We start from the raw sequence: 18,659 nt of genomic DNA on the forward strand, positions 1-18,659 counted from the left end.
AGGAACGGGGCTGCACGAGCCATTCGAAAGAACTAATCCAGGGTCTTTTTACCGCCCGACATTCCGCCCGTTGCTAACGTCGCTATCCATTGGCTCGTCCAAGGAGGGTAACCGGTCGATACTTGCTCGTATATCCGCTGACTGGCTGTCTCTCCAGGTCCGAAACGCCTGCAACTCGCCAGACCACTTGCGGATTATCCAACCCAGTACTGCCAGATCATCAACGAAGCCAAGACCTGGAATCCAGTCGGGGATAGCGTCCAAGGGGGACAGGAAATACAACAAACCAGCTACCGCAGCCACCAGCGCGGGTCTGCTGACCTGCCGATATTCGCCTCGCCACCACGCCACACACAGTTGCTGCAGCAAACCAAGATCTTCACGCAGACCTTTCATCAACCCACCCTGAGCCGAGCGTTTGCGCGCGACCGCAAGGAGCACGATAGGCAACCGGCCCCGAGCGAGCACACGTTGCGCCATCGGTAGGTATTTAAAGAAATTCCAAGGTGTTTTCATCAGATACCTCCGACTAGAGCTGCTTTGCCCGGTCTCTAAAAGTATCCACAGAACCTGTGGATAAGCTTGTGAACAGCGGCTGGATGACTGGCTGGAACGCCCACGTGACGTGGCCTCTAAACAGATCGGCGGCTCTTTACTCAGCGCAAATAAATCTTTTCAAATCAGTAAGTTATAAAAACCCAATGAGTAGCTGCGCCGCGTACATGTGTCTTCTCAGACAAGACGGTTATCAATGTGAATAACCGTAACATGTCAACGCCTTTTTAAGGCTAATTCGGCCTCAAAGGCGGTAAACAAAGCTAGCTGAGCGTTCTAACAAGGACAGCGCGCGTAGGCCCGCGTTCCTCCTACCTACCGGACCGGGATAGCCAACGCAGCAGAACCGGCCCGATTTGAGAGCGGGTCTGCGCAGCACCGTTACAGACATAAAAAAGCCGGTCGAATGACCGGCTTCGTTTATTCAAAAATAGGCGGATCAGTTAACGCCAAGTTTTGTTCGATTTTTTTCTAAAGTGGCCGCACCGATTCCTTTAACTTCGAGGAGCTCGTCGACGGCGGTGAATGGGCCATGCGCTTCGCGATAAGCAACGATCGCCTTGGCCTTTGTTGCGCCAATACCCTTGAGTTCGCGGGTCAGGGTTTCGGCGTCGGCCGAATTGATGTTGATCGGCGCTGCTTGCTGGGCCGCTGCAACCACTACGGGGTCAGCTGACTTGGTCGGGCCAGCGAAACTGCTTAGAGAGACGCTAGCGAGCAGAGCGAATATGGAAGCGGATATAAATGACTTAAGCATTGTTCATGTCCTTATGAGTGTCAGATTAGCGACGCGGTACTCCATGCGCCGCAATGACACTCTAAGTCGCACCAATAGCAAGTCAAATCGGGCTGCTTATTCTGTGAACCGTGCCCTCCGGGCGACTCAACGCATCACGTTGAACAGACTCAATCCCGCGATCTTCACATAACTCTGCTGGGCTGCTTCAAGCACCACCGTCTGCATCGATAGCCGAGACAGCGCTTCAGCGTAGTCGAGCTCACGCAGCTCGGCCTGCACGCCTTTGTTGACCAGCGCAACATCTTCGTTATCAGTTTGTGTTGTTTCGATTACATTGAGTCGAGCCCCGATGTTTCCGCGCGCCTGGTCAACACTGACCATGCCGTGGTCAAGGTTGGTTAGGGCCACGGCTACGGTATCGCGAACGCCGTTGCTACTGGTCGCAGGGCTTTCCAAAGCCATACGCAAGCTCGCAATTGTGTCGAGAATGCCCTGCTTGTTAGCTACTGGTCCGGTCGTTATAGCTCCGGTCCCGGAATCAATACTGATTTTTCCGGGTAGAACGACTGCCCGCTCGCCACCTACCGACGCCCCATCCAACTGCAGCACGACGCCAGAAAAAACTAGCTTGTCCGATTTATCCGCATCGTCATCCATTCTGCCCGTTGCCAGGGGGGGCGCGGTGCTTGTGTCGGCGCCATACTCGAAAACCCGATAAGTCCGCTCATCAGGGGCATCGTTGAAGACGATTTCGATCCCAGCGCTTGGAAACGCGCTGAACGCAACCTCGTCTTGCACAAGTGGAGCGGACACACGAAGAGTTGATCCAGTCGGCTCGGTTGCGAGAGCACTATTCAGCCGCCCAGCATTTGTTACGCTCTCGAAAATGGATTTACCGTTGTCACTGATAGGTACGTTCAGCGAACTCGCAACTTGCAACTTCCGCTGCCCCTCATCCCCCTGATAGCTGTAGCTGCCGTCCGCACCTCGAACAAAGGGCTGAGTCTTGCCCTGAAACCCAGAGAACAAATATTCCCCTCGCGCGTTTCGGGTATTCATCAGCGATAACAGCTCATCCTCGCGCTCGCCCAACTCAGCGGCAATCGCCTTTCGATCCTGCGGATCTAGGGCCCCGTTGCCTGCCTGTACAGCCAGCTCCCGCACTCGCTGTAGTACGGTGTTGACGGAGTTCAGCGTCACCTCTTCTTGGGTCAAACTGTTCTTCGCCGCTGTCAGATTGGAGTTGTATTGGCTCAGCACATTCTGTTGCTGTTCAAGTTGCAATAAACGCACTGACGCAACCGGATCGTCCGCCGGCGTCAGGATGCGATTGCCCGTGCTGATCTGCTCCTGTGTGCGGGTTGCATTGGAGTAGTTGCGCTGAATACCGGCTACGCCGTTATTGAATGCTTGCAGAGTCGAGATGCGCATGGGCGGGCCTGTTACCTAAAGGTATTGATCAATGTATCGAACAAGGAGCGGGCAACTTGAATGATCTGAGCCGAAGCGTTGTAGTACTGCTCGAACTTAATCAAGTTCGCGGCCTCCTCATCGAGGTTAACAGCCGAAAGCGAATCGCGATTATCTGTGGCCTGCTTGAGAATCGCGCCGGTCGCTTCGCTGTCCATACGAGCCTGAGCCGTCAGCGTCCCGACGCGCTCGACCAACTCCCCGTAGCCGTCAGTGAAACTGAAACCGGACCCCACTGAGCCTGGGTCAACTCCAACGGTCTGCTTCGTTTGGAGGTCAACAAGCTTTAATGCGTTGCGGTTGTCTGAAACCCCACCTTGATTGTAGGTCAGCGAAAAGCTGTCGCTTGTTTGGGGTCTTCCGCTGACATTGAATTCAAACTGATAGGTTTCTCCTGGCGTGGCCGTGTATGCCAAGCGAACAGTGTTGGTCGTACCGGACTGAAGCGTTGGGGCCAGTGGGTTGCCACCACCGTCGACCAGCGGATTACCCTTCGCATCCACGTAAGCCCAACCTGTGGGTAGGGCGCCAGCATCGGTCAAGGTGTAAGTGCCGTCGGTGTTGGCGGTTGTGGTGAGGCTCAGCCCGCTGCCAAATGCCGTTTTCAGGGAGCTGATGTCAATCGGAGATGGAGCCGACGTCATATCCGGTTGGCTGATAGCACCCGTTCCGCCATTTTGAAGATTGCTCTGTCCGCTTGCTACCGCAGCGAAGGCCAATTGATCGGCCTGATCCAGGGCCACTCTGACGTCCGCCGCGCCACGACGGGTTGGCTGAAGGTTGAACTTGTCACCCGCAGCCGGCAACGTGCTGCCCAAGGCAACCTGGAAACCCTGATCGCGACCATCCTTGTCGGTAAAAGACAAGGGGCCACTCGGGGCTCCAGCTACGGTCATCAGCTGATTGTCGCTTAGCCGACGTACCTTATAGGCAGCACCGTCGTACTCCATGAGGTAGTCACTGGTGGTCAGTGCACTGGTATTGGTAATGTTTAGCGCTGGCTGTGCATTGGAGCTGTTGCCAGAAAAAGCGGTAACCCGGAGCTGCGCTAGCGCCGGAGCGTTATAGTCGCCGAACAGTGCCTTCCCCACTTGGCCCTTAAGGTCCAGGCCCTGCCCCAACTGCGTATCGACCTGGTCGCTGACAGCCAGCGCCAGTCGCCCCAGTGAATTCAATGTTGGGTCCAGCACTTCGTTGCGGTAGCGAATAAGTCCGCCCAGCTCACCGCCACTGATCTGGGAGGTAATGCCCTGACGGGAGCTCCCGCTTACGAATTGGATCTCGTGACGATTGGGATCGCCTTGGCCCGGTACGACTTCGAGGCGACTAACCGTGCTGCCCACTACGAGCGGCTGGCCCGTTCCAACTGAAATATTGAAGCTATTGTCGTCTTGAGGCGTCACCGTGACGCCAATGTACGTGGATAACTGACGCACCGCCTCGTCCCGCGCGTCAAGGAGGTCGTTGGGCTTCTGGCCGTTGGCCGAGGCAATCGAGATCGCATTGTTCAAGCTGCCGATACTGCCAGCGAGGCGATTGACCTGATCGGTAACTGCAGCCATCTGCTTATTGGTGAAGTTGTTCTGCTCAGTCAGACGGTCAGACACGGTATTGAAACGGCGTGCCAAGCCTTCGGCTTCAGCCAACACCAGCTGACGTGCCGGAATATTGGCTGGGTCTTCCGCCGCCGTTTGCAGCGCTGAAAAGAACTTCTGCAACGATGGGGTGATACCTGTCGTGCTGCCGGCTAGCAACGAATCAAGCTGGTCAATCTGGCTTTTGTAGGCTTCAACGTCACTGCTCAGCGACGTGCTGCTGCGCAGCTGACTGGTGAGGAATTCGCTGTAGCTACGGCGGATCTCGACAAGCGTCGTACCTGAACCGACGTATCCAGCGCCACTGAATTGCGGCGTGCGGGTCGCTTGGGAGGCATCCTGACGGCTGAAGCCTGGCGTGTTGACGTTGCTGATGTTGTGGCCGGTAATGGAAAGCTGGCTTTTGCTGGCACTCAGGCCGGACAGGCCAATATTCAATAAGTCAGCCATGTTTAACCCCTAGTCCGCATTGCGGGCGACGTGCTGGCGTCAGCGATAGCCTGATAGGTCTGCACCTTACGGGCGATCTGATTGATCTTATTCGCGTACTGAGGATCGGTTGCATACCCGGCCCGCTGCAATTCGTTGACGAAACGCTCGGAGTCACCAGAGACGCTGGCGACCTGGATCGCGGGCTTATAGCGCTCGTTGTTCTCCAACAGCCGGACGTAATCGTTGAAGCTCTGCTCAAACGAGTCGTAAGCCCGGAACCCGGCTACCTGCTTGGTCGCTTTGCCGTTTACGTATTCGGTCGTGGTGACTTTCGCCGACTCCCCGCTCCAGCCATTAGCCTTAATACCAAACAGGTTGTGGCTGTTGCTGCCGTCTTTCTGCTTGATCATCGACTTGCCCCAACCTGTCTCGAGCGCAGCCTGGGCCACGAGGAAACGCGGTTCTACGCCGAGACGCTTGGCTGCTTTTTCTGCCATGGGCAACATGGTCGCAATGAATTCAGCCGGAGAGCTGAAGCGCGTCTTGCTCGGGGCGCTCGGGGCGCTCGCTTCGACGCCATTGATGGTCAAAGCTGCTTCTTTGGGCGCCGCGAAAGCGGTGGCTGGCTTCCAGTCGAGATTGACCAACGGCTGAGTCACTCCCGCTTGGTTTGCTTGCTCGGCCTGGGGACTCGCGGCAGCGACATCCGCCTGCGCCCGCTCGGCCAGACGGCCCGGCAGGGCCAGACGACGCTGGTTGAGCAGCTGGGTATCGTTACGGGCTGGGTCAACCTTAGCGAGCGTCGTGTTGGCGTTAGGGTTGCTCGACCATTTGGCACCTTCAGTCTGTGCAACCTGTGCGAACGGATTAGGCTTCTCGACAGGTTTCTGATCCTTGCTCAACTGGCGAATCAGTACATCGGCCAGCCCTATGCCACCGCCTTCCTTGGACAGCGTGACTGAGAGCTGCTGGTCATGCATATCTTGGTACTGCTTGCTGGCCTGGCTGTTGAACGGATTGTCCTTCGCCATGACCTCGGTGGCCGAACGCATCGACTTGAGCATCTCGTTCATGAACAAGGACTCGAACTCCTGAGCGACCTTGCGCACGTTCTCGGCGCCGTCGCGGTCCTTGCCAACCTTGAGCTGGTTCAGCCGGTTGAGGTCGGAGTAACTACCGCTATCAGGGGTACGACGACCCAGTCCCAGACGATTTTCCATGTCCCGTTCCTCAGATAACGATCAGGTCGGCTTGCAGCGCACCGGCTTGCTTGAGCGCTTCGAGGATCGCCATCAGGTCGCTGGGGGCAGCACCTACCTGATTCACGGCGCGGACGATTTCATCGAGCGTGGTGCCAGGGCCGAACTTGAACATCGGTTTGGCCTCCTGCTCCGCCTTCACTTTGGAGTTAGGGACGACGACTGTCTGGCCGTCCGAAAGCGGGTTCGGTTGGCTCACCTGCGGGTCTTCCGAAATGGTCACCGTCAGGCTGCCGTGGGTAACAGCTGCAGGTTGAACTCGGACGTTCTGACCGATCACGATGGTGCCGGTGCGCGAATTGATGATGACCTTTGCGACCGCTTGACCCACGTCCACTTCCAGATTTTCCAGGATGGACAGGTAATCCACACGTTGGCTTGGATCCAGCGGTGCCGTGATGCTGATCGAGCCACCATCGAGTGCCTGAGCCACGCCTGGGCCGAGCAGCTCATTGATATGATCGACAACGTTCTTGGCGGTAGTGAAGTCGGGGCGATTGAGATTCATCGTCAGGGTCGTACCCTGGTTGAATGCGCTCGGCACTGGCCGCTCCACAGTCGCCCCTCCAGGGATCCGACCGGCCGACGGGATGTTGACGGTGATCCGCGAACCATCCGCGCCGCCCGCATCGAAACCACCAACCACCAGGTTGCCCTGGGCAATGGCGTAGACGTTTCCGTCAATCCCTTTAAGCGGTGCCATCAACAGACTGCCGCCGCGCAGGCTTTTGGCGTTACCGATCGACGAAACGGTGATATCAATCGTCTGGCCCGGCTTGGCGAACGGCGGAAGCTCGGCGTGTATCGACACAGCCGCCACGTTTTTCAGCTGAACGTTGCCGCCCGCGGGCACCTTGATACCAAACTGCGCCATCATGTTATTGAAGGTCTGCACCGTGAAAGGCGTTTGGGTCGTCTGGTCGCCGCTGCCGTTCAAACCAACCACAAGACCGTAACCGATCAGCTGGTTGCTACGTACGCCTTGAATGGAGGCGATGTCCTTCAACCGCTCGGCATGGGCGGGAAGCACTGCAAAGCAAAGCAAGGCAATCAGAATCGAGCTGAACAGTTTCATTGCCTGCACCTGCTTAGAACGGCCACAACGGGCTGATGAAGAAACGGTCCAGCCAACCTGGCTGGCTGGCATCAGCGAAAGCGCCGGTGCCAGAGTAGGTAATACGGGCATCAGCGATACGGGTCGACGGGACGGTGTTGTCGGTGGCGATATCGTCCGAACGTACCAAACCGGCAATTCGCACCAGCTCATCGCCCGTATTGAGCGTCATCCATTTTTCTCCACGGATCGCTAGGATGCCGTTAGGCAGCACGTCCGAGACGGTCACTGTGATCGAACCGGAGAGACTGTTGCTCTGCCCGGCCTGACCAGAACCAGAGGTATCACGCGCCGCTTCATACTCAGCGCCCAACGTCATCTTGTTGTCGGTCAGCGGATTGGCCATCGAAACAGCGCCGCCAAACAGGGAACCAAGGCCGATGTTGGCACTGCTGTCCTTGGAGATTTTCGAGTTTGAATTTTTGCTGGCCTGTGTCTTCTCGTTGAGCGTGACGGTGATGATGTCGCCAACGCGGTAGGCCTTCCGGTCGTCGTAGAAATTAGTCTCGAAGCCCGCCTGGTAGATCGCCCCGTTGTTCTGCGCAGCAGGCAGCGGTGTGCGCGGCAGAACTGGCGAGTAGTAAGGATCGTTAGGCTTCGGAGCTGGCGCCATGCAACCAGACACAATCACGGCGGACACCAGCGGAAGGACAATCAACAAGCGGCGCATATTCACCTCAATCCAGCGGCTGACAGCGGTTAAAGCTGCTGGGTAACAAAGGACAGCATCTGGTCGGCCGTGGAGATGACTTTCGAGTTCATCTCATAGGCGCGCTGAGTGGTGATCATGTTCACCAGTTCCTCGACCACACTCACGTTGGAGTTTTCCAAGGTGTTTTGCAGCACGGTACCCAGGCCATTGAGACCAGGTGTACTGACTTGTGGCGCACCGCTTGCGGCGGTTTCCAGAAACAGGTTGCTGCCCATCGCCTGCAGACCAGCCGGGTTTACGAAGTCAGCGGTCTGGATGTTGCCAATGATTTGTGGTGCCGGGTTACCCAGCGTTGTGACGGAAACAGTGCCGTCCTCGCCTACGGTGAATGTCTGCGTTTCCGGCGGCACGACAATCGCCGGCTCCAGTGAGTAACCGTTCGAGGTCACGATCTGGCCTTCAGCATTCAGATGGAAACTGCCGTCACGCGAGTAGGAAACCGTGCCGTCGGGCAGCAGCACCTGAAAGAAGCCACGGCCGTTGATTGCCATGTCGAGCGGCTGTTCGGTGGTCTGCAGACTGCCGGCGGTGAACTGCTTCTGCGTACCGACGATCCGCACACCGGTACCCAATTGCAGACCCGATGGCAGCTCACTGTCCTGGCTGGACTGGCCACCAGGCTGGCGGCGGATCTGATATAGCAAGTCCTGGAACTCAGCCCGATCTTTCTTGAAGCCGGTGGTCGAGACGTTCGCCAGGTTGTTGGAAATGGTGGTCAGGTTCATATCCTGCGCGGACAGACCGGTCTTACTCACCCACAGTGCTGGAAGCATGTCGTTCTCCTATGGCGCCGGAATCTGGTCGCGCCGACTAGTTTAATTAGCTGATCTGCAAGACTCGGGCCGCAGCGGCACCATCTTCTTCGGCAGTACGCATCATTTTCACGTGCAGCTCGAACTGCCGGGACAGGGCCAGCATCGATGTCATCTCGGCAACAGCGTTGACGTTACTTGCCTCAAGGAAGCCTGAGGTCACACGAACCGCGGCGTCAGCCTCGACAGGCTGTCCATTCTTCATACGTATAAGGCCGTCGGTGCCCTTTTCCAGCTGTTTGAGATCAGGGTTGACCAACTTGAGACGATCGACGGTTACCACTACGTTCGGATCTTCACCCAGCGCACGGATGCTGATTGAGCCGTCAGCGCCGATCTCCACTTTCTCTTCCGGCGGCACGGCAATCGGCCCGGCGTTGCCGAGTACCGGCAAACCATCGCCGGTCCGGAGCATGCCTAGTGTGTCGATGTTCAGGCTGCCAGTACGGGCATAGGCTTCGCTGCCGTCAGGCGCCTGCACGGCAATCCAGCCATCCCCTTCGATCGCAACGTCCAGATCCCGACCTGTCTCTTGCAAGGTGCCGGAGCTGAAGTCCGTACCCGGCCGCTCGGTCATGGCATACACACGTGCTGGAAAAGTGTCGCCAAAGACCTGCATGGAGCGCGCCTGCTCGAAGTCACGCCGGAAGCCCGTGGTCGAGATGTTTGCCAGGTTGTTGGCATGCGCCTGCTGGGCTTGAGCGTTCTGGCTCGCTCCCGTCATCGCCACATAAAGCATCTTGTCCATGGAACCTCCGCTGCACTCGAATTGACACTAATCAGACTTATGTAGCGAAACAAAGCAAGCCATGTGCCAAACATTGAAATCAGGCTTAAGCCTTTGAAATAAAAGATTTTTGTTTACAAAAAAAAGGCCCCGAAGGGCCTTCTGAAAACGAAGCGGCAGTTTCCCGCCACCCCGCGCAGTGCTAGGTAGCAATTACCGCAGATTGATGATCGTCTGGGTAATCGCGCTTTCTGTTTCGATGGTCTTGGCGTTCGCCTGGTAGTTGCGCTGCGCCACGATCAGGTTGACGAGCTGATCTGAAAGCTCGACGTTGGAATCTTCCAGTGCGCCGGCTTGAAGGGAACCGAGGGTGCCGCTACCAGGCGGGTTGCGCACGGGCTCGCCCGACTCGAAGGACTGCACCCACTGCGTCTTACCGACCGGAGTGAGCCCCTGAACGTTGGCGAAGTTGGCGAGAATGATCTGGCCCTGTACTTTGGACTGGCCGTTCGTGTAGCGAGCAAAGATGGCGCCGGTTTCGCTGATCTCGAGGCCGGCTAGCTCTCCGGTCGTGTACCCATCCTGGCTCACACTGTTGACGGCGAAGGCGCTGGCGTACTGGGTCGATCCACGCATGTCGACCGTTACGTCCAGGCCGCCTGCCGGTGCGGCATTGTTCAGCGCCCAGGTGCCATCGGTATTCTTGACTGCAGGCTGCCAGCCGGCCACAGGCGTAATCCCTCCGGTCGGGGTGAGCAACGCTCCGGACGGAGTAAAGGTCAGCTGAGTAGAGCTAGGCGTTGTTGCGACAACCGGGTCCGCATCAGCTGGCTGTTGAGGGTTGCGGCCGTCAATGAGCACATGCATCGTCCATGTGTTCGGCGTGTCGTTAGGTGGAGTCGCGCCATCAGTCGGGGTTTTCACAAAGTACTGCGTCATCACGTGCGCGTTACCTTGCTGGTCATAAATGTTGGTCGAGGTGGACGAGTTATAGCTCAGCGGGTCAGCCGGGTTGAACGGCGTGTTTACCGGCTGAACGTTGGTCGAGTTCAGGTTGAATCCCTGGACTACTTTAGTAGTGGCCTTGGGCTCTTGGCTGGCCGTCTGAATCTTCAGGTCGCTCACTTGGCCAGTCTGGATATTACCGTTGTCGTCGACCGAGTAGCCCTGAAGATTATAGCCAAAGTTGTCGACCAGATTGCCTTCCTTGTCCGTTCCGAAATAGCCGGCGCGGGTGTAACTCAACGCACCGTTGTTGCTAACCTGGAAAAAGCCGTTGCCGTTGATAGCGAGGTCCAGCGCGTTCTGGGTGTAGTTGATGTTGCCCTGATTGAACTGCTGCGACACGTTTGCAAGAAGCACCCCGCTGCCCTGAGGATTCTTGCCAGTGCCTAGCACTGAAGACGCGTAAACATCCGCGAACTCAGCACGGGACTGCTTGAAGCCCGCCGTGCCAGCGTTGGCAATGTTGTTACCCGTGACATTGAGGTCTTTGCTGGCGGCACGCATGCCGCTAAGGCCGATATTGAACGACATGAATTGCTCCTGTTACCGGGCGCGCCGGTAGTTACTGACCGATAACCTGGACTTGAGATAGCCCGATGCTGCCGACACCGGCCAGATTGAGCTGAAGCTCACCGCCGTTTTGTCCGAGAGTGACGCTGTCTACGTTGGCAGGAAGCAAGGTGTACAACCCCTTCGTCTCGCCTTGATAAGTGGCTTGTGCTTCGAATCGATAAGTACCCGGCGGCAAGGTTTTGCCGCTCGAGTCTTTGCCATCCCACATAAACGAAACATTGCCAGCTTCCTGCTGACCCATGTTGATCCGATTCACTACCGTACCGGCGCTGTCATAGACGTTGACCGCCACGTTGCTGCTGGTTGTCGGGAGAACGATGCTGGCCTTGAAGGTTTCGCTGGTATCCACAACGGCTTTATCGGTTGGCACGATTACTTTGCGGCCGACGAGTGACGATGCTTGCAGCGCCTGGGATGACTGATACCCGGACAGCATGGTTTCCATGCTCGAGTTCAGTTTTTCCACACCTTCAACGGTGCTGAACTGTGCCAGCTGCGCGATGAACTCACCGTTCTCTTGCGGCTCCAGCGGGTTCTGGTTGTTCAGCTGAGTAACCAGCAACTCGAGAAACTCGTTTTTGCCGAGGTCGTTGCTTTTTACTTCGCGATCTTTGATCTGGTATTGGTCAAGTACCGAGCCGGTACCGCTGACGCCGCCTGTCGTGCTCATGGCTATATCTCGTAGTGGTTACTGGCCCAGGGTCAGTACTTTCTGCAACATGGTTTTGGCTGTATTCATCAGCTCAGCATTGGTTTGAAACGACCGGCTGGCGGAAATCATGTCGGCCATTTCTTCAACGACATTGACGTTCGGGTAATACACGTAGCCTTCGGCATTCGCCGCCGGATGGCTGGGCTCGTACCGGGCTTGCAGTTCGCTCTGGTCTTCCACCACTCCCAGCACCTGCACGCCTGCCCCTGCCTGGTCCTGCTCAGCGAACAACGACTCGTTCGGCGACCCGTTGGCCTGCTGCAGCACGGTTGCGAACACGGGGTGACGCGCGCGATAAGTCTGATCGACGCTAGACGACACCGTTTCGGCGTTAGCAATGTTGCTGGAAATGGTGTTGAGACGAGTGCTCTGGGCACTCATGCCGCTGCCGGCGATGCTGAATACACTGCTGAGGGACATGGTTTTTGCTCCTTTTATTCGCCGCGCAGGGCGCTCATGAGCCCCCGGAATTTACTGTTGAGCAAGGTGAAACTTGCCTGAAAGTCGATAGCATTCTCGGCATAGGCCGCTTGCTCAACCTGGGCATCAACAGTGTTTTGATCGAGCGAAGCGTGCGCCGGCGTGCGGAAACGCAAGCCGGGATCGGCAATCTCCATGCCTTCGGCGGCAATATGCTTGCTGCTGGTCACGGCCACGCCGAATCCGCCCTGGTTCTTGCTGTTTTGCGCAGCAAGCACCGAGCTGAAATCCAGATCACGCGCTTTGTAGTTAGGGGTGTCAGCGTTGGCAATGTTGTTGGCAAGCACCTCGGCACGCTGAGCGCGAAAACCGAGCGCCTTCTCATGGATGCCGAGTGCCTTGTCGAAACTGATGCTCATGATCTAGCCCTTTGCCGGGTACAAGTCTGCTTAGCAAACTTACAGCAAAGCCCATGCCATTTCAGCAACTGACTGATCTATAAGACTTTTACGAAGAGTGGATTGGCCTAGGCGTCAAAAGCGGCAAAGCGTGACCTATGTTTTTGCCGCTCATCCAGCCCACAGCGACAGATTCCTGCCGCCTTTTGCTATGAATTAACCATTACTTTGCTTTGTAGATGATGCCCGGGCTGCATTGCACCATCTGATACAGCTCAGGAAGACCGTTCAGCGCTTCTGATGCTCCCAGAAAGAGGTATCCGCCTGGCTTCAACGTCGCGTGGATTCGTTTGAGGATGTCTTTCTTTACATCAGCAGAAAAATAAATCAGCACGTTGCGGCAGAACACCACATCGAACTTGCCGAGCACTGCATAGCTGTCGAGAAGGTTCTGCACCCGAAACTCAACACGACTACGAATTGCCGGCTTAACCACCCAACGACCCGGGCTTTTCACCTCGAAATGACGCTGCAGCCGCTCACTGGATAAACCTCGAGCGATAGCGAGACTGTCATATTCGGCTGCCTTCGATGCAGCAAGCATGGCGCCTGACAACTCAGTAGCCACGATCTGAACTGCCGTTTTCGGCTGGCTAGGACTACTGCGCTCGTACTCGTCGATGGTCATCGACAGCGAGTAAGGCTCTTGCCCCGATGAACAAGCCGCCGACCAGATACGCAAGCGCTGTCCCGGCGCGTTTTTCAGCAGCTCAGGCAGAACGCGGTTTTTCATCACCTCAAAAGGATAGGTGTCACGAAACCAGAGCGTCTCGTTGGTTGTCATGGCGTCCACGACCTGCTCGCGCAGGCCGCTACGTGGCTGGGACTGAATCTTCCTGACCAAATCGCCAAGCGTTTTGAGCCCTTGTTGCTCCATAAGCTTGTTCAACCTGCTGGACACCAGGTATTGCTTGTTGCTGCCCAGCAGAATGCCGCACGTCTTCTCGAGGAATATTCGGAACTGATCGAAATCCGGATCACCTGACACTAATAATGCCCACCAGTCATATTAAGAGGACGAAGCCTCAATTCTTATCCGTAGTCCGGATCCGCTCTATCACTCGATTGGCCAGATCATCTGCCTGAAACTTGGCGAGAAAATCGTCCGCTCCGACCCGCTTGACCATGCTCTGGTTGAACACACCGGAAAGCGAAGTATGCAGCAGAATATGCATATCACGCATAGACGGATCCTGACGAACCTCCGTCGTCAGGGTGTAACCATCCATTTCTGGCATTTCGATATCGGAAATCATCATTATGAATTCGTCAGACGGCTTCTTGCCGTCCGCTACAAGCTTCCGCAGATAGGTGAGCGCCTGCCGCCCATCATTGTGCGCAACGACCTCGATTCCCAGATTTTGTAGACAACGCATGATCTGCTTTCGCGCCACAGACGAGTCATCGACAATCAATACCCGGCTGGTTGAGGCCTTGTTACTGGTTGCCTCGTCCGCAATGCTGACCGAGAGCACTTCGGACACCGGCGCCACTTCGGCGAGTATCTTTTCAACGTCGATGATTTCTACCATCTGTTGATCTACATGAGTCACGGCCGTCAAATAATGGTCGTGCCCAACACCCTTAGGCGGCGGAAGAATATCTTCCCAGTTCATGTTGACTATCCGCTCCACCGAGCGGACCAGAAAACCAAGCACCTTGGTGTTGTATTCGACAATGATGGCAAAGCTATTCGGCAAATCCTGTAGCACTGGCTTTCCGGTAGCAGCGGACAGATCGAGGATAGAAAGCGTACTTCCCCGAATGTTTGCCACCCCCCTCACCACCGGGCTCGACCGAGGCATGACCGTGAGCCGAGGGCACTGCAGCACCTCTTTGACCTTGAACACGTTGATGCCATAAAGCTGTTTGCCGTCCAGTCTGAACAGCAGCAGCTCCAAACGGTTCTGTCCCACCAGCTGCGTACGCTGGTTAACCGAATCCAATACACCGGCCATGCCAGTTTCCTCTTGCGTGTGAGATGGGCGGGCAGACATCTGTAGCTCAGACTATCTGGCGCTGAAGTGGCATGCATTACCAACACGGGTTTGCAAAAATACCTGCCTCGCCTGTTCAGTCAGTTTCTGAGCGACCAGCAAACGGCACGCCCCTTGCTTCAACCAAGACATGAGCAGACAGACGACTTTTTTCCGGCATCCGTGCAAGACGCTTTTCCAAACGTTTCTATTGGCGACTCTGTGCGGGCTCAGCCAGTTGGCTGACTCAGCAAGCTTTACGCGACCTGAACAGCTTATCGACGCGACCCGCGCTTTTCTTGAGCAGGAAGTAACTGACTATTTACAGCGTAGTCAAATTCAGGCGCGCTACGAGATCGAGCTGAACAGACTGGACCCGCGCCTACGGCTAGCGGCCTGCGATCAAGAATTGACGACCAGACTCGAAAGCCCGGCACAACCCGTTGGTCGCATTACCGTGCGGGTTAGCTGTGAAGCTACTTCGCCCTGGTCCGTTTTCGTCCCTGCACAGGTCCATTTGTTCCGCGAGGTAATCGTAGCCAAACGACCCCTGGCCCGAGAGAGTGTCGTAGAGCTAGCCGATGTCACCCTTGCCGAGCGCGACGTCAGCTTGCTGAATCAAGGCTATCTGACCTCGTTCGACCAAGTGCTGGGCAATAAGATTACCCGCAGCGCCCTCCCCGACCAGGTGCTATCTCCAACCTACTTATCCGCAGCTGAAATAGTCCGAAAAGGCGACCAGGTGGTAATCAGCGCGAAAAACTCTACGATAAATGTAAGAATGCCTGGTGAGGCGCTGTCCGACGGCGCGCTTGGCTCTCAGATCAGAGTCAAAAACCAGCGCTCCGGACGAACCATCAAAGCCCGCGTCGTTGGTCCCGGGCAGGTAGAAGTCGCAATGTGAAGTCGGGCGCCGCTACGCCAGCCGCCCATATGAAAAAAGACTAAAGTTTTATTTGGATTTGCCGAAAAGCAGGCAAGCGTCCTGACTTATTCGAGGTTTCGATCATGGTTATCGATTTCAATCGGCCCAACAGCGCCGTCAATTCAACCAGCAATGGGCGTAGCAGCAACGTCCAGAACACTGAGCGACCAACGGCTCAGCAGCCCTCCACTGACGAAGCAAAGACCACCGGCAACAGCCCGGTATCGGGGGAGAGCGTTCAGCTGAGCCCCGAAGCCCAGCGCCTGCAGCAGACCACCGAGAAGTTGAACCAGCAGCCCGCCGTTGATCAAGAGCGTGTTGCTCAGATCAAGCAGGCAATCGCCGATGGTAGCTATCAGGTGGACAGCCAGCGAGTGGCGTCGAAGCTACTGTCGTTCGAAAGCCAGCGCTGAGCCTGACACCAATGCGAGCGGGCGTGAGTGCAACAGAGGCCACTATGCTAGATTCCGAATTGCTCCAGCAGCTGACCAACGATATCGACACCGCCAGAACGCTACGCGAGCTCACCGACGCGGAATATCTGGCGCTCTCTGAGCGTAATCTCGGTGGACTGGAGCAGCTGCTCACGCAAAAGCAAGCACTGCTGGCACTTTTGGGCCAACATGGCACACTACGCAGCCAGGCATTAGCTAGGGCACAGCTGAGCGCCGACCGGAACGGCTTGGCACAGTTTGCCGCAGCTTCAGAGATAGGCGGCGAGATCCTTGCCCAGGCAGAACAGCTGGAGATCATCCTTGAGGACTGCCGCAAAGCCAATGAACGCAATGGCAAGCTTATCCGGGCCAACCAGAGCGCCGTAGGCACCATGCTGCAAATACTGCAAGGCACCTCCCAGACCCCGGACGTTTATGATCGCCGGGGAGCTGCAGCCAAAAGCACTCCTCATCGCCCGCTCAGCCAGGCCTGAACCATCCGCAGCCGGATAGCATCAAAGTGCTATCATTGGGCTGTCGTCGTTACATGCCGGAGAGCAACGCCAAGTGTCTAGTCCTTTCGCCGAGGGAGAAGGCCCTCAGCCCCCTCAGATACTCAAGACTCCAGTCGAAATTCAGGCAAATTTACGCCCCCTGCTGGATAACCATATCCCACTGCAGGTCCGTTTTGCCGAGCGCGCTCAGCGGTACCAGACTTACCTGGTAGAGATAAACCGCGAAAAGGGCTGGCTTGCGTTAGACGAGCTGATACCTAGCGATGGTGAGCGACTAATGGCGTCAGGAGAAGCTTTCCAAATAGAAGGCTTTTACGAGGGCGTGCGAATTGCCTGGAATAATCCCCATCCGGTTCATCTTGGCGAATTGGACGATGCGCGCTGCTATTGGGCTCACCTGCCAGACGAAATTCTCTATCACCAGCGGCGAAACGCCTATCGCGCCACACTGAGCGGGCAGCCAATCGCAGCGCAACTGAACGGAAGGACGATCAGGAAACCGCTGGTGGGCAAAGTCCTGGACATGTCTGCAACAGGTTGCAAGCTGAGCTTCCCAGGGAATCTACAAGCTGGCCTAAAGTCCGGCCAAGTCTATGATCAACTTTCCGTAGACTTGCCTTTCGGCGCCATAACAACCGCAGCTGAGCTGCGCCACGTTATCTACGATGAGAAACTTGATCTGACGTTCTGCGGGATACGCTTCCACCGAATCAGCGGTTTAACGCAGAGACAGGTTGAACGGTTCGTCTATCAGCTACAACGCGAAGCCCGACGTGATCAGGTGACCGACCGGTTTAGTTGATACAGCAACACGCACGCTACTGGTCGGCGCTCATCAAAAGCTACCCCCCCTCTCTACCCGGCACCTACTCATCAGCTCGCGACCAAAGCAAACGGCGAGTCAGCCTGCGCATAGAAAACGACAGCGCAAAACACCGGCTCGTATTGATAGCTGACCCTATGCACGGTGTGATTAGCTAGAGGCTCGAATATTGAGCCAGTGTGATGCCTGGCGCCTATCTTCAAATGCCCCCCGCAAACGCGTCCCCGCACGTCCAGACCACCTTGGAAGGCCTGAGCTATCGGGCACTCGGTACGTGTCGATGGCGTCTGTAGTCGGCTGAGACAGAGATCGACCCGATCGGTGGCAGCAGAGACGATGGCAATGGCACGCCTTCTCCGAAACATGCCAACAGCGTGAAAGGACCCGCTGGTTCGCGGTCCGTTATGGAGCCGCCGAGCGTCCGTGCAGCTGTGACACTGCAGTAGGTACGTAGATCCAGCACTAAGCGGCAGTTGTGAGGATAGACCGGAACGGAGGGGCCGAAGCCGGCTTCAATCCGCACGGAGATGTGCCATCGAAGCAGACCTAAAGGCAATGACTGCAGGAGCTGTCCATCTAGGCCAGGTGGATGAATGCTCCCATGTGGCGTCCCAGGCGAGGTTCGAACTCACAACCTTCCCCTTAGGAGGGGGATGCTCTATCCAATTGAGCTACTGGGACACGCGGGCGGCAGCATGTTAGCGAGCATTGGCTCGTTTGTCATGCCCGCCCCACTTATAAAGCAGCAACGACCAATGGCTAACCATGACAGCACACACCACCCATTGCATTTTGCATGAACGAGAACCGGAAATCTTGCAAAGCGCATTGGTCAAATTTGAAAATCACTGATAAGTCATTGATATATAACGGTTATTTAACAACAACCTGTTGGCACGAGAGGTGCTTAATTACCTGACCGTAACGCGAAGGAGACGCCGATGCCACGCCCAGCCTACCTACTCAGTACCGCCCTTTTGGCCGCTGTCGCAATTCCGCTGCTTGAGACCATGCCGACGGACCTTATGAAGACAGCATCGAACCCCTCTCAGGTGACGACACCTAGGCTTTCTGTGCCGGCAAGCACCATTAGCAGCAGCGCGCAAAGCAAGCCCGCTCAGGCACAGCGCTGGATTTTCTAGACCAAGATGGCTGCGTGCAGGCTTTATCGGAGATGAAAATGTCTATTTACGGATATCTATTCCTTGCGCTTGGCATACTGTGCGGCGCCCTGAGTATCGGCTCAACCCTTCCTGAGTTCTGGGATACGCTTGTCACAGGCGGCACAGTGCTATTCGCGGTGCTGTTTACGATTACGCTGCTGCTAGGTCGGCGAATCAAATTCGACCCAGTGCTGCGCTAGCGACGCAGACGAGATAAGCGCTGGATCACAATAAAGGCTA

The 18,659-nt window shown here is 56.3% G+C and carries 21 protein-coding genes and 1 tRNA gene; 6 read left to right on the forward strand and 16 right to left on the reverse strand.

Features of this window, described 5'->3' with window-relative positions; genetic code table 11:
- Nucleotides 1-48: 48 nt before the first annotated feature.
- The 15 genes from C1896_14155 to C1896_14225 all read right to left on the reverse strand — a co-directional run bounded on the left by C1896_14155 (nucleotide 49) and on the right by C1896_14225 (nucleotide 14,541).
- Entirely contained in the window at nucleotides 49-516 is a 468-nt protein-coding gene (locus tag C1896_14155; protein ID AZZ45939.1) for a hypothetical protein, read from the reverse strand.
- 478 nt (nucleotides 517-994) lie between these two features.
- On the reverse strand, nucleotides 995-1,312 hold the full coding sequence (locus C1896_14160) for a competence protein ComEA (GenBank protein ID AZZ45940.1): 318 nt from the start codon (nucleotides 1,310-1,312) through the stop codon (nucleotides 995-997).
- Between the two features lie 126 nt (nucleotides 1,313-1,438).
- The gene (gene flgL / locus C1896_14165) at nucleotides 1,439-2,725 is read right to left on the reverse strand and encodes a flagellar hook-associated protein 3 (GenBank protein AZZ45941.1); all 1,287 of its coding nucleotides are present in this window, start codon (nucleotides 2,723-2,725) and stop codon (nucleotides 1,439-1,441) included.
- A gap of 11 nt (nucleotides 2,726-2,736) precedes the next feature.
- Entirely contained in the window at nucleotides 2,737-4,809 is a 2,073-nt protein-coding gene (locus tag C1896_14170) for a flagellar hook-associated protein FlgK (GenBank protein ID AZZ45942.1), read from the reverse strand.
- Between the two features lie 2 nt (nucleotides 4,810-4,811).
- Nucleotides 4,812-6,011, reverse strand: a complete 1,200-nt coding sequence (locus C1896_14175) for a flagellar assembly peptidoglycan hydrolase FlgJ (GenBank protein ID AZZ45943.1) — start codon at nucleotides 6,009-6,011, stop codon at nucleotides 4,812-4,814.
- A gap of 10 nt (nucleotides 6,012-6,021) precedes the next feature.
- On the reverse strand, nucleotides 6,022-7,125 hold the full coding sequence (locus C1896_14180) for a flagellar basal body P-ring protein FlgI (protein ID AZZ45944.1): 1,104 nt from the start codon (nucleotides 7,123-7,125) through the stop codon (nucleotides 6,022-6,024).
- A 13-nt stretch (nucleotides 7,126-7,138) separates the two neighbouring features.
- Nucleotides 7,139-7,834: a flagellar basal body L-ring protein FlgH gene (locus C1896_14185; GenBank protein AZZ45945.1), complete on the reverse strand. Its 696-nt coding sequence runs from the start codon at nucleotides 7,832-7,834 to the stop codon at nucleotides 7,139-7,141.
- A 29-nt stretch (nucleotides 7,835-7,863) separates the two neighbouring features.
- Nucleotides 7,864-8,649: a flagellar basal-body rod protein FlgG gene (gene flgG / locus C1896_14190; protein AZZ45946.1), complete on the reverse strand. Its 786-nt coding sequence runs from the start codon at nucleotides 8,647-8,649 to the stop codon at nucleotides 7,864-7,866.
- Nucleotides 8,650-8,695: 46 nt separating this feature from the next.
- Nucleotides 8,696-9,436, reverse strand: a complete 741-nt coding sequence (flgF, locus tag C1896_14195) for a flagellar basal-body rod protein FlgF (GenBank protein ID AZZ45947.1) — start codon at nucleotides 9,434-9,436, stop codon at nucleotides 8,696-8,698.
- A 192-nt stretch (nucleotides 9,437-9,628) separates the two neighbouring features.
- Nucleotides 9,629-10,951: a flagellar hook protein FlgE gene (locus C1896_14200; GenBank protein ID AZZ45948.1), complete on the reverse strand. Its 1,323-nt coding sequence runs from the start codon at nucleotides 10,949-10,951 to the stop codon at nucleotides 9,629-9,631.
- Between the two features lie 31 nt (nucleotides 10,952-10,982).
- Nucleotides 10,983-11,663, reverse strand: coding sequence for a flagellar hook assembly protein FlgD (locus C1896_14205; GenBank protein AZZ45949.1), 681 nt, complete (start codon nucleotides 11,661-11,663; stop codon nucleotides 10,983-10,985).
- Between the two features lie 18 nt (nucleotides 11,664-11,681).
- A complete protein-coding gene (gene flgC / locus C1896_14210; GenBank protein AZZ45950.1) occupies nucleotides 11,682-12,125 on the reverse strand; it encodes a flagellar basal body rod protein FlgC in 444 nt (147 codons plus the stop codon).
- 14 nt (nucleotides 12,126-12,139) lie between these two features.
- Nucleotides 12,140-12,544, reverse strand: a complete 405-nt coding sequence (locus tag C1896_14215; GenBank protein AZZ45951.1) for a flagellar basal body rod protein FlgB — start codon at nucleotides 12,542-12,544, stop codon at nucleotides 12,140-12,142.
- Nucleotides 12,545-12,746: 202 nt separating this feature from the next.
- Complete coding sequence (locus tag C1896_14220) at nucleotides 12,747-13,571, reverse strand: protein-glutamate O-methyltransferase CheR (protein AZZ45952.1); 825 nt, start codon at nucleotides 13,569-13,571, stop codon at nucleotides 12,747-12,749.
- Nucleotides 13,572-13,608: 37 nt separating this feature from the next.
- Nucleotides 13,609-14,541 carry a chemotaxis protein CheW gene (locus C1896_14225; GenBank protein AZZ45953.1) on the reverse strand — a complete coding sequence of 311 codons (933 nt, stop codon included), beginning with the start codon at nucleotides 14,539-14,541 and terminating at the stop codon, nucleotides 13,609-13,611.
- Nucleotides 14,542-14,710: 169 nt separating this feature from the next.
- On the opposite strand from C1896_14225, the gene C1896_14230 reads away from it, so the two are divergent.
- The 4 genes from C1896_14230 to C1896_14245 all read left to right on the forward strand — a co-directional run bounded on the left by C1896_14230 (nucleotide 14,711) and on the right by C1896_14245 (nucleotide 17,235).
- The gene (locus tag C1896_14230; GenBank protein AZZ45954.1) at nucleotides 14,711-15,463 is read left to right on the forward strand and encodes a flagella basal body P-ring formation protein FlgA; all 753 of its coding nucleotides are present in this window, start codon (nucleotides 14,711-14,713) and stop codon (nucleotides 15,461-15,463) included.
- Between the two features lie 104 nt (nucleotides 15,464-15,567).
- Nucleotides 15,568-15,897: a flagellar biosynthesis anti-sigma factor FlgM gene (gene flgM / locus C1896_14235; protein ID AZZ45955.1), complete on the forward strand. Its 330-nt coding sequence runs from the start codon at nucleotides 15,568-15,570 to the stop codon at nucleotides 15,895-15,897.
- A 44-nt stretch (nucleotides 15,898-15,941) separates the two neighbouring features.
- The gene (locus C1896_14240) at nucleotides 15,942-16,412 is read left to right on the forward strand and encodes a flagellar biosynthesis protein FlgN (GenBank protein AZZ45956.1); all 471 of its coding nucleotides are present in this window, start codon (nucleotides 15,942-15,944) and stop codon (nucleotides 16,410-16,412) included.
- Between the two features lie 73 nt (nucleotides 16,413-16,485).
- Entirely contained in the window at nucleotides 16,486-17,235 is a 750-nt protein-coding gene (locus tag C1896_14245; GenBank protein AZZ45957.1) for a pilus assembly protein PilZ, read from the forward strand.
- Nucleotides 17,236-17,860: 625 nt separating this feature from the next.
- Here C1896_14245 and C1896_14250 read toward each other — a convergent pair.
- Nucleotides 17,861-17,937, reverse strand: a tRNA-Arg gene (locus tag C1896_14250).
- 260 nt (nucleotides 17,938-18,197) lie between these two features.
- On the opposite strand from C1896_14250, the gene C1896_14255 reads away from it, so the two are divergent.
- Nucleotides 18,198-18,398, forward strand: coding sequence for a hypothetical protein (locus C1896_14255; GenBank protein ID AZZ45958.1), 201 nt, complete (start codon nucleotides 18,198-18,200; stop codon nucleotides 18,396-18,398).
- Between the two features lie 32 nt (nucleotides 18,399-18,430).
- Nucleotides 18,431-18,619 carry a hypothetical protein gene (locus C1896_14260; GenBank protein AZZ45959.1) on the forward strand — a complete coding sequence of 63 codons (189 nt, stop codon included), beginning with the start codon at nucleotides 18,431-18,433 and terminating at the stop codon, nucleotides 18,617-18,619.
- The last annotated feature ends 40 nt before the right edge of the window (nucleotides 18,620-18,659 follow it).

The organism is Pseudomonadaceae bacterium SI-3 (genome assembly GCA_004010935.1).
Lineage (GTDB): Bacteria > Pseudomonadota > Gammaproteobacteria > Pseudomonadales > Pseudomonadaceae > Stutzerimonas.